Below are 8,517 nucleotides of genomic sequence, written 5' to 3'. Positions count from 1 at the left end.
CCCAATCGCCGTAGCAGGCGATTGCAAGATGACTGTGGGTGGTGTTTTTGTGGGTCCATCCGGACCCCAAAAACACCACGCCACAGACCTTGCTTATCGCCTGCTACGGCGATAAGGTTGTTGTGAAGTTGAAGCTTCGCGATAAAGAATCGCGAAGTCGATTCTTCACTTTTGGAACGACGCCAGCCGTTCCTCATCAAAAGGAAAGCGAATCGCATAGCAGGTTTTGATCGGAGGCCTCTTCGATCGCTGATTCGTTTTCCGGAGGAATCATGAGCAGGCTCCGCCCACACACCGTCAAGGCGTCTCTTTCCGATGAAGAGAAGAAAGCTATCACCGCAATCGCAAAGCGACATGAGATGAGCGAGGCGGAACTCATACGCCTCGTTTTATGCAATGCTGACGATCTCGATATCGATTTTAGTTTTGCGGAAATCGCTGACCAGAAATTCCGAACCGATGACATTCACGTCCGGGTCTCGCCGGAAGAAAAAAAGAAAATTGAAAGCAATGCTGATTCCCTTGATATGACTGTCAGTTCGTATGCTCGTCGCGTACTGCTCAAAGGGAATGTTGAGAAAATCGATGTCGATCGGGCGTCGATCGACAAGATTTATCACGAGCTTTTAAAGGAAGGAACAAACCTCAATCAGCTCATGTACTTCGTAAATGCACAAGGTCTTCCGGCGTATAACGAGAAGGCGGTTTTCCGAACACTTGAGAAGGTCTATCAAGTTGGGCGTAAGCTAGACCGTTTCATCGACGAGCTCGAGAAGCGCTATTTCGTCGGTGGTGATGTGAAATGACGGTTATCAAACAGAAAAGCGTTTCGAGCGACCGCTACGCAAAGAACGTCCGTAAATACATCAACGGAAAAGATGCGCTTGCGCGTGGCGGCTGGAACATCGAATACAGCGAGCGCTGGTTTTCGAAAATGGATAGAACCAGAAAGGTTTTCCATCACGACGAACCATCGAGAGCCGGAGCCAAAAACGTAATCCTGCTTCATCAGATCCTCGCGTTCCTTCCGGAAGAATGCTCATGCAACGGGGGCAAGATGACCCCCGATGCATGTTTGGCCTACGCGGAGCAATGGCTTGCGAAGCACTATCCGCATCAACAAGTGATTCTCGCGCTGCACGAAGAAAGCGATAAGGCGGGAAAACGCTACGCAGTGCACATGGCGATCAACCGTACCGATTTGTTAACCGGCAAGCGTTGCGAGACGGGCGGGCGGCATGGAAAGTACGAACGCGCCTCATGGGTCCGAGAACTCGATAAGGACTGGAATCTCGCCCAGCTCGAAAAGGGAAAGAAGAATTCGAAGATTCGCGATCGCCAGCCGCGGGACACAGAAAAGGAGATTATCGGTCGCGGTGAGTACAGTTATAAAAACAATCTGCGCGAGTTGATCCATCTTGCAATCAACGAAGGTCATCCGAAGAATATGGAGCAGTTTAAAAAGTTACTTGCCTCATGGGGCGTAGACATTTTCATTAAGAACAATCGAGTCTATGCGACAGATCTCGATATCAAGGAGGCCGGCAACCCGAAGTGCACTTTCAACCTGACTCGTCTTGACGGGAGGTTTGCGGTCAAGCAACTTGAGGCGGCCTTCAAAAATAACGTGCTGGAGGCCGAGCGAGCCCTTCCTTATGAGAGGCGTTGCGAGATTTACATTCAACGGCTTAAGAAGGCGTATTCGGCGTGGGTCGAGCAGGCAAAGGCGAGCAAGGGCGTCGCCTACAATCTCTTTCCTAAGTTCATCGCACCGAAGTGCGATGAAGATCTGCTCGAGGATCCGGCGGTTCGTGATGAGCTTCTTGCCCGGCGCGGTTACGCAAGGGAGATTCGCAACCGTTACGCCGGCGCCGTTCCCGATGCTGGCGATGACCGTGTTCGCGCCGCCGGCCAGGCGCACAGCGGTAGCGCCGTGTCGCGACAGATGGACGATCGCGTTGTCGATCGCGGTGATTTCTCACGCGGAGACACGCCTCGCTAGTTTTGGAAAGCCTATCGTCGGTGCCCTAGCGCGCTGCCATCCAGTGCCGATTCTTTCATGCTCGCAATTCGGCGAGGGTGAGGAGTATGAATTGATCGGCGGGAGTCAGCCGCTCTGATAGAATCGTCCTTGCTGGCGGCAGCCCTCGTGCCGGGCAGAGCCCTCCATCCGATGGGAGGTGATGCCCATGACCGATTTCACCGAGCTCGTGAAGCTCCTGACCGCCCTGGTCTCGCTCCTCACGGCCCTTGTCGGCCTTTCCAAGGCACTCAAGCAGGGTTCGAAGCCCAAAAAGAAAGGCCACCGTCGTTAAGACGATGACCCAACTTCATTAAGCAACGGCTCTGCCCAGCTCTCTACAACTTGGGCTGCCGTCGGCACCATTTTACCCTCCTGACAAGGAATTCGTCCATATTTCAAAAATCAAATCCTGTTCGCGCGTGGGCGCGTGGGCGTAAACTTTTAGTTGGGCAAATCCGGCAGATTGGAGCTTGAAACATGAGGGATATGCACCTCATGTCGCTCATAAAACGTCTCCTGACCTCGAAGGAGAACGTTTTTTAGCGATAAAAGGAGACATAAATATGATCTGGTTTACCAGCGACACCCACTTCGGGCATGAGAACGTGCTGAAGTTCACCGACCGCCCGTGGGAGACGATTTGGCAGATGAACGACGCCATCGTCGACAGCATCAACGGCAAGGTTGCCGTGGACGACGAGCTCTACATCCTGGGGGATTTCTCATTCAAGATGACCGCCCAGGACGCCTACGGGCTGCGCAAGCGGATCGCCTGCAGGCGCATCCGCCTCGTCCCGGGAAACCACGACAAGGACTGGACCCAGCCGGCGGTCGCTGGCGCCTTCACCGTGGAGCCGCCGATCTGCGTGCTCAAGATCGACGGGCAGAAGATCGTCCTGAGCCATTACCCCATGGCCGACTGGCAGGGCATGAGCCATGGATCGTGGCACCTCCACGGACACATCCACAGCAGCGGCGGCGCGTACAACGAGTTCAACCGCAAGCAGGGCCTTCTGCGCTACGACGTCGGTTGCGATGCCAACGGTCACTCCCCGGTGAGCCTCGACGAGCTGAGGGAATGGTTCGCCGGAGTCGACGAGCCGTGCGGCCGGGTGAAATGGCCCTGGTGGGTCAACGAGACCGGCGACAGGCAGGTCGAGCGCGAGCTGGCGGCGTACAAGAGGGAAGTGGCAATCCGATGACGGTCTATGTGACGGGCGACATCCACAGTGGGCTCGACATGCAAAAGCTCCGCGACTGGGAGCTTGGCGACAGTCTTACCAGCGACGACTATCTCATCGTTGCCGGTGACTTTGGCTTTCCGTGGAACTTTTCTGCCGAGGAATGCGCCGACATCGCCTGGCTGGAGTCGCGCCCCTACACGGTACTGTTCGTCGACGGCAACCACGAGCGCTTCGATCACTGGGAGGAGCGCCCCATGGAGCCGTGGCATGGCGGGCTGACGCAGCGCCTGTCGGACACCTCGCCCATTCGGCGCCTGACGCGCGGCGAGGTCTTCGAGCTCGACGGCTCGACAATCTTCACTATGGGCGGTGCCACGAGCGTGGACAGGGAATACCGCGTTCCGTATTCCAGCTGGTGGCCTCAGGAGCTCCCGGACGAGCGCGAATTCGATGCCGCGCGGGCAAAGCTCGACGAGGTCGGCTGGAAGGTCGACTGCGTCATCACCCATACCTGTGCCACGCGCATGCTCTCGCCGACGCTCTATCCGGACCCGGGCTGGGAACGCCCTGATGTGGACCGGCTGACCGGATTCCTCGACGAGCTCGAGGACCGCCTGGACTACAAGCGCTGGTATTACGGCCATTTTCACCGAGACGGCAACCCGGACGAACGTCATACCGTGCTGTACGACCGGATCGTGAGGCTCGGGGACAAGCTCCTGCCGTGGGGTGCGTACTGATGGCTATCTATGTGACGGGCGACGTGCACGGTAGGGCCGAGTACGGGTCCAGCAGGTTTGCCTTCAAGAATTGGCCGCTGGGCCGGACCCTGACGCGTGATGACGTGGTGATCGTGGCCGGCGACTTCGGCTTTGTCTGGGATGGATCCAACGCCGAGAAATACTGGCTCGATTGGTTTGAGTCGAAGCCGTGGACCACGTGTTTCGTAGACGGCAACCACGAGAACCACCACGCCCTGGCTGGGCTGCCGGTGCGGGAGTGGAACGGCGGGCTCGTCCATGAGGCGCGACCGCACGTGCTGCACCTGATGCGCGGAGAGGTGTTCGATATCGACGGGCTCACAGTCCTTGCCATGGGCGGCGCCGCGAGCAACGACAGGCAGTATCGCAAGGAGGGGAGGAGCTGGTGGCCCGAGGAGATGCCGAGCGAGGAAGAGACGGAGCACTGCCGTGCCTCGCTCGACCGCGTGGGCTGGAAGGTCGACTACGTTGTGGCTCACGAGGCCCCTGCTGCCCTGGCGGAGAAGCTGTGCCGCGAGCGCGGACGCGAGTATCGGGGCGACCGGCTGCAGCGATTCCTTGCCGAGCTTGACGGGCGACTCGGCTACCGAGCCTGGTTCTTCGGCCACTACCACGACGACGAGTGGCGTGACGACAGGCATCGCCTTATCTACCGAGACATCGTGCCGATCGAAGATGCTGCGCCCGCTTCTAGGAACCTTCTAGAAGCGCTCTAGAAGGTTCCTAAAAATCAGCAGCCCGACAGGAGAAGCACGGGGCTACTCGCCCTTCATCTGGGTCATGACCTCGATCTTGGCCTCGGCCACGGCCGCCCGCTGTTCGGCTACAGCAAGGCGGTCCTTGAGGGCGGCGACCTCGGTCGTCAGGTCGCGCTGGGCTAGGAGCGCATCGCTCAGCTCGGCTTGGGCTTTCAGCGCGGCGTCACGCTCGACGCGCAGACGCTCGATCTCATCGGACATGGCCTCAGCCTCGACGTGGAGCTGGACGACCTGCCTGCCGAGCTCCCTGGCATCGGCGAGGTATCTGACGCTCGCGGCATGGAGCTCATTGTTCTCGAGCTCGATGCTCGCGGTATCGAGCTCGAACTTCTCCTCTATAAAGGCGACCCGCTCATTGCAGTCGGCCTCAATCTTTTCATTCCGATCCCCCGCCTCGGCGAGCTTACGGTTGGATTCGTCGAGCTGGGCCCTGAGCAACGCGTTCTCGGTTCTGAGGTCGCCCGTCTCGCGCAGCAGCTTCTCCCGCCACGTCGCCTCGATTCGCTCGGCGGCCTCATCGAGGACGGACTTCACGCTGTAGATCTCCCTGATTTTCTTCTCGTCTGCCATGGTGCGGCACTCCAATCAACAACGGGCATGGCTCCGCCATGCCATATGGCTGGGAACAATGCACGGCCGCTGTTGATTTGTGTTCGCCCTGCGATCGGTGAGTTCTAAAAGGCGTCTCAAGTCATACATTCACGCAGGTTTTCGGTTGGAGAAATACCGCACGTTTTCATGGTATAACGCGCCTTAAAGACCATGAATGGACGGCCATATCGATTCGTTGAAAATGGCACCTACGACGTGTTGGTGGCGGGAGAGTGATGGCGTTAAAGATGTCGAGAATGATTATGGGATTGTTTTAGATGCGGGCATGAAAAAGGGTCGAATCGAAGTGTCTGGCCGGACGCCAATTGTCCGGGAACTGTTTCGGTTCGACCCTGCTTCATTTTACATCCGCGGCATGTTTTTGTAGACGCCTGGCGATTACCGACCTTCACGACCTCGATGACGGTTTCCCCGTCCTCGATTCTTGCCAGATTGCGGTAGACATCGCTGCGTGAATGGTCGGATATCATTTGAGCCAGAATCCTCTTCTATTGAAGCGGATTCTGGCTCAGTGGTTTTTAACTCGGTTGTTTGACAGAAGCCCATGTCGATAGTCGGGCTGTGGACTTAAGATTTCGGGGGCTCCCAAGCGTTTTCGATCGCGGCGCGGTAGATTGCAGCGTAATTAAGCATCCAGCTGCCATCACCAGTTTTTTGAATATACCCCTTATCCTTTAGAGAAGTATAGGCTCGGGATATCGTGTTCTTGCTCAAGTGGTAGTGATCCTCAATCCATTTGCTTCTAGCGCAAAATCCCATGGGCCGTTTGTTTTTGGAAGGTTTTCCAAACTTCCATACGAGGCCGAGGATGAGACGCTCGGCGGCAACGGTGGTGACGCAGCACGCCCACTCGGGCACTGAAATAAAAATAGCTTTATCCATTTTCTCTATAATCTTTCGTTGCTCGGTAACATCATCGTTGAATATGTCGGAAATTGACGGTAGCTCGCTCATGTTTACCGCCTAGTCAAGGTGGGCGGTACGACCTTCAAGCTGCTTGAAAAGCTCATAGAATGAGCTTTCAAACATGTAATTCGAGCGATGGATTTGGATGAGCTTGCCGGACTCGCGCATGAATTTGCGTGCGGTGTTCTCGCTCCAGCCAGTGAGTTCGCGGATATCGTTAACGCGGAGCAACCGATCGCACTGAGCGGCACCAGTGGGGAAAGTCGGTGTGGACGCCTGAGTGCTAATCTTTGGAGTAGCCATGATGAGCTATCCTTTCAATGAGGGCCCTCCCTGTGCTTGTAAGACTTACCAGGTTCATAAGCACTTGGGGGGCCGGTTTTTATGACTACGTGCGTAGCCATCTGACAGCTTTAGCATGTAATAAAACTCATTAAATGTCAACCAAATAAAGCGTCTACCTGCGGAAACAGTATTATAGTACCGTAATATTATGAATAAAACGATGAATGAAAAACATGCTATTTCTCGCTTCTCTGTATATAGGCGTTGATGAAGTCCTCGTAGCCTTTAACTGCTTTTATTTCTGATTGTTGAACGAGGCTTGTATACGTTTTGAGTGTGATATTGGGGTCCGCGTGGCCAAGAATACCTTGCACGCTTCTGACGTCCGATCCGTTCGCCAGCATAAAAGTGCTTACACAATGCCTGAGCTGATGCGGGCAGATGCCCTTATATAGTTTTCCGCCAGTCGAATTGTTCGGCTCATAGATTCCAAGATTGCAGCTAACTGCGAAATCGCGAAACCAATGGTTGAAGATGTAGTTTTTCATGTGACAGACAGTAGGGACCCCTTGCTCGACAGCAATATCGCTAATGATGGGAGTGCTGCCAGTCTGGGATAGCCCCAGAGAGGCCAAGAGCTCTTTTTGTATGGCTGACCATGATTGAAGACGTTCGGCCAAGGTTTCTCCAACGGGGATTTTGCGTTGGCTTTCTTGTGACTTGGGTGCCCTCAGTTCATGATCGTTGGTGTACTGCCTGTCAATTTTCAAGGTTTTATTGGCAGGGTCCCAATCGCGCCATTCGAGGCCCAGCATCTCGCCTTTTCGCATACCCGTATACACTAGTATTAGCGTACCAACAGCTTCGGCGGTGAGCTCAATGTGTTGAAGATGTGTGCATAGGGTAGCTACTTGCTCGATTGTCAGTGATTCTCTTTTGTTGCGTGGTCGGCGAACATGAACGGTAGCGCAGGGGTTTCGGTCAATTATTCTCTTTGCGACTGCATTCGACAGAATCTGGCGCAGTTTCGCATTGATTCGTACAAGCTCAGATGGTTTGTATTTTCCCGTACGACGAGCTTCGGCATATGTTTCTTCGATTAGATCGGGAGTTAGCCCCTCAATTGTCTGAAACGCACCGAATAGGTCTTCGATATGCCTGCAATCGTACGCTTCTCTTTCATAGCTCGTTGGCGCAAGCTCGGTGTCCCTATTTTCATGAAAGGCCCAGCAGTAGGACGCAAGCAAAGTGGGCTTTTTAGTTTTAGTGATCGTGCCAGAGGAGTTGATTTCAGCCAGCTTGGCCTGCATTGCAGCCTTAGCTTCTGTTTTAGTCTTGCAACGAACCGTATAAGTTGGGGATCGTTTGTAGCGCCCTGTCTTCGGGTCCTTGACTCCAAGGGAAAAATAATAGCGATAGGTGTTAGGTGATCTCTTGTCTTTCCAACACGTGCCTCTTCCGCTAATTAGTGGCTGTTCTGACATCTTTGCACTCCGTTTCTTTGAATAGTTTTCAACAATTCATTGAGTGCAGTTTAGCTAAAGCCGTTAGTAATATGTTTGTAAAAGCATAGGCGCAGCTACCGGAGGCAAAAGACACAAACTGCTATGTTTATCTGCGGTTATATGATGTTCAATGATGCTTGATGAATGGTAGGGGGTAGCATTAAATCATATCTCCTAAAGCGGGTGTCGACGGTTCGAATCCGCCCGGGGGCACCAGAGATTTGCCGAGCCCGGTACCGCTACGGTGCCGGGCTCTTCTGGTCTAAAGGCCGGATTCGGACCGTCGACACCCGCGTCACCAATTTCCCCGCGGGGGGAGTTTTCGAATCCGCCCGGGGGCACCAGAGATTTGTCGAGCCCGGTACCACCACGGTGCCGGGCTCTTCTGGTCTAAGGGCAGGGTTCGAGCCGTCGACACCCGCGTCACCAATTTCCCGCGGGGGGTGTTCCTATAGTTTTGTCAACTGGGAAATGCTCTCCGTG

11 protein-coding genes are annotated in these 8,517 nt (G+C 54.9%); 7 read left to right on the top strand and 4 right to left on the bottom strand.

The genetic code is table 11. From position 1 onward, the window contains the following. Nucleotides 1–272 precede the first annotated feature (272 nt). The 6 genes from DXA43_RS05765 (at nt 273) to DXA43_RS05745 (ending at nt 4,684) form a co-directional block, all read left to right on the top strand. Nucleotides 273–806, top strand: coding sequence for a hypothetical protein (locus DXA43_RS05765; protein WP_117806526.1), 534 nt, complete (start codon nt 273–275; stop codon nt 804–806). Then, nucleotides 803–2,002: a relaxase/mobilization nuclease domain-containing protein gene (locus DXA43_RS05760; protein ID WP_117806525.1), complete on the top strand. Its 1,200-nt coding sequence runs from the start codon at nt 803–805 to the stop codon at nt 2,000–2,002. Before DXA43_RS05765 ends, DXA43_RS05760 begins: the two co-directional genes overlap by 4 nt. 187 nt (nt 2,003–2,189) lie before the next feature. Further along, nucleotides 2,190–2,315, top strand: a complete 126-nt coding sequence (locus DXA43_RS10550; RefSeq protein ID WP_255413620.1) for a hypothetical protein — start codon at nt 2,190–2,192, stop codon at nt 2,313–2,315. Nucleotides 2,316–2,586: 271 nt separating this feature from the next. Continuing rightward, nucleotides 2,587–3,225, top strand: coding sequence for a hypothetical protein (locus DXA43_RS05755; RefSeq protein WP_117806524.1), 639 nt, complete (start codon nt 2,587–2,589; stop codon nt 3,223–3,225). Continuing rightward, on the top strand, nt 3,222–3,947 hold the full coding sequence (locus DXA43_RS05750; protein ID WP_117806523.1) for a metallophosphoesterase family protein: 726 nt from the start codon (nt 3,222–3,224) through the stop codon (nt 3,945–3,947). Before DXA43_RS05755 ends, DXA43_RS05750 begins: the two co-directional genes overlap by 4 nt. Next, nucleotides 3,947–4,684, top strand: a complete 738-nt coding sequence (locus DXA43_RS05745) for a metallophosphoesterase (protein ID WP_117806522.1) — start codon at nt 3,947–3,949, stop codon at nt 4,682–4,684. The genes DXA43_RS05750 and DXA43_RS05745 overlap by 1 nt, the downstream gene beginning before the upstream one ends. 42 nt (nt 4,685–4,726) lie before the next feature. On the opposite strand, the gene DXA43_RS05740 is transcribed toward DXA43_RS05745, so the two are convergent. Then, nucleotides 4,727–5,296 carry a hypothetical protein gene (locus tag DXA43_RS05740; RefSeq protein ID WP_117806521.1) on the bottom strand — a complete coding sequence of 190 codons (570 nt, stop codon included), beginning with the start codon at nt 5,294–5,296 and terminating at the stop codon, nt 4,727–4,729. Nucleotides 5,297–5,492: 196 nt separating this feature from the next. Between DXA43_RS05740 and DXA43_RS05735 the strand changes: the two genes are divergently transcribed. Continuing rightward, nucleotides 5,493–5,705, top strand: coding sequence for a hypothetical protein (locus DXA43_RS05735; protein ID WP_117806520.1), 213 nt, complete (start codon nt 5,493–5,495; stop codon nt 5,703–5,705). A 200-nt stretch (nt 5,706–5,905) separates the two neighbouring features. Here DXA43_RS05735 and DXA43_RS05730 read toward each other — a convergent pair whose 3' ends face one another. The 3 genes from DXA43_RS05730 to xerC all read right to left on the bottom strand — a co-directional run bounded on the left by DXA43_RS05730 (nt 5,906) and on the right by xerC (nt 8,013). Then, nucleotides 5,906–6,292 (bottom strand): hypothetical protein, encoded by a 387-nt coding sequence (locus DXA43_RS05730; protein WP_117629695.1) that lies wholly within the window; start codon nt 6,290–6,292, stop codon nt 5,906–5,908. Nucleotides 6,293–6,301: 9 nt separating this feature from the next. Next, entirely contained in the window at nt 6,302–6,547 is a 246-nt protein-coding gene (locus DXA43_RS05725) for a hypothetical protein (protein ID WP_117640700.1), read from the bottom strand. Nucleotides 6,548–6,765: 218 nt separating this feature from the next. Further along, the gene (gene xerC / locus DXA43_RS05720; protein WP_117806519.1) at nt 6,766–8,013 is read right to left on the bottom strand and encodes a tyrosine recombinase XerC; all 1,248 of its coding nucleotides are present in this window, start codon (nt 8,011–8,013) and stop codon (nt 6,766–6,768) included. Nucleotides 8,014–8,517 lie beyond the last annotated feature (504 nt).

It is taken from the genome of Collinsella sp. OF02-10 (assembly GCF_003463445.1).
Lineage (GTDB): Bacteria > Actinomycetota > Coriobacteriia > Coriobacteriales > Coriobacteriaceae > Collinsella.
Note: the sequence above shows the minus strand (reverse complement) of the source record. Positions and strands in the feature narration are given on the sequence as shown.

Excerpts from the sequence above, each read along its gene's own strand:
- DXA43_RS05725 (WP_117640700.1), bottom strand. The coding sequence starts at position 6,547 with ATGGCTACTCCAAAGATTAGCACTCAGGCGTCCACACCGACTTTCCCC.
- DXA43_RS05760 (WP_117806525.1), top strand. The coding sequence starts at position 803 with ATGACGGTTATCAAACAGAAAAGCGTTTCGAGCGACCGCTACGCAAAG.
- DXA43_RS05745 (WP_117806522.1), top strand. The coding sequence starts at position 3,947 with ATGGCTATCTATGTGACGGGCGACGTGCACGGTAGGGCCGAGTACGGG.
- DXA43_RS05735 (WP_117806520.1), top strand. The coding sequence starts at position 5,493 with ATGGACGGCCATATCGATTCGTTGAAAATGGCACCTACGACGTGTTGG.
- DXA43_RS10550 (WP_255413620.1), top strand. The coding sequence starts at position 2,190 with ATGACCGATTTCACCGAGCTCGTGAAGCTCCTGACCGCCCTGGTCTCG.
- DXA43_RS05765 (WP_117806526.1), top strand. The coding sequence starts at position 273 with ATGAGCAGGCTCCGCCCACACACCGTCAAGGCGTCTCTTTCCGATGAA.
- xerC (WP_117806519.1), bottom strand. The coding sequence starts at position 8,013 with ATGTCAGAACAGCCACTAATTAGCGGAAGAGGCACGTGTTGGAAAGAC.
- DXA43_RS05740 (WP_117806521.1), bottom strand. The coding sequence starts at position 5,296 with ATGGCAGACGAGAAGAAAATCAGGGAGATCTACAGCGTGAAGTCCGTC.
- DXA43_RS05755 (WP_117806524.1), top strand. The coding sequence starts at position 2,587 with ATGATCTGGTTTACCAGCGACACCCACTTCGGGCATGAGAACGTGCTG.
- DXA43_RS05750 (WP_117806523.1), top strand. The coding sequence starts at position 3,222 with ATGACGGTCTATGTGACGGGCGACATCCACAGTGGGCTCGACATGCAA.
- DXA43_RS05730 (WP_117629695.1), bottom strand. The coding sequence starts at position 6,292 with ATGAGCGAGCTACCGTCAATTTCCGACATATTCAACGATGATGTTACC.